2 protein-coding genes are annotated in these 495 nt (G+C 46.1%); both read right to left on the bottom strand.

Annotated elements, in window-relative coordinates; genetic code table 11:
- Nucleotides 1–82: 82 nt before the first annotated feature.
- On the bottom strand, nt 83–253 hold the full coding sequence (locus PSI23_RS22000) for a DUF4222 domain-containing protein (protein WP_273557043.1): 171 nt from the start codon (nt 251–253) through the stop codon (nt 83–85).
- A partial coding sequence (locus PSI23_RS21995) for a hypothetical protein (RefSeq protein WP_273557042.1) occupies nt 246–495 on the bottom strand: 250 nt, incomplete at its 5' end. The genes PSI23_RS21995 and PSI23_RS22000, both read right to left, overlap by 8 nt.

The raw sequence follows: 495 nt of genomic DNA, 5'->3' as shown, positions 1-495 counted from the left end.
TGTTTGCGCAGATCTTTAAGTTCTTCGGTGCTCATGGCGCTAAAATTGTTGCGTACCAAATGGTTATAGATATCAGACATAATCAGGCTCTCCCTGCGTAGGTGTATTCTTGAGTGAAACGGCTTACTGGCATGATGCACGGGGTGGTATAACCATCACGGACAAACGTCACGCGATTAAAGGCGACCGACAACACTTGAACAGTTTCCCCGTTCTGATGGGTGTAATAGTCATGGGGTGCGGGGTTACGCATGGCTCACCCCCTGAACGGTAGGCATATCGCTACAATGGGAAGTGTTATCAATAGCTTCCTCACCTGCGATTACTTCAATCAGAAATACAGCAATATCGCCGGATAGCTTCGCCATCAGTGAAGACATAACGGATATTTCACTGCCCTGTATTTGATGAGGGTATGACTCAATAAGCTGATTAATAAATTCGAGTTGTTGCGCCTTTTCAACGGCTTGATGAATAGTGATAGGCTGGCTCATG

Origin of the sequence: Xenorhabdus yunnanensis, from assembly GCF_028598805.1 — a bacterium.
In the GTDB taxonomy this organism is placed as follows: Bacteria; Pseudomonadota; Gammaproteobacteria; order Enterobacterales; family Enterobacteriaceae; genus Xenorhabdus; species Xenorhabdus yunnanensis.
The sequence above is the reverse complement of the archived record's forward strand: the minus strand, read 5'-3'. Positions and strand labels throughout refer to the sequence as shown.

Excerpts from the sequence above, each read along its gene's own strand:
- PSI23_RS22000 (WP_273557043.1), bottom strand. The coding sequence starts at position 253 with ATGCGTAACCCCGCACCCCATGACTATTACACCCATCAGAACGGGGAA.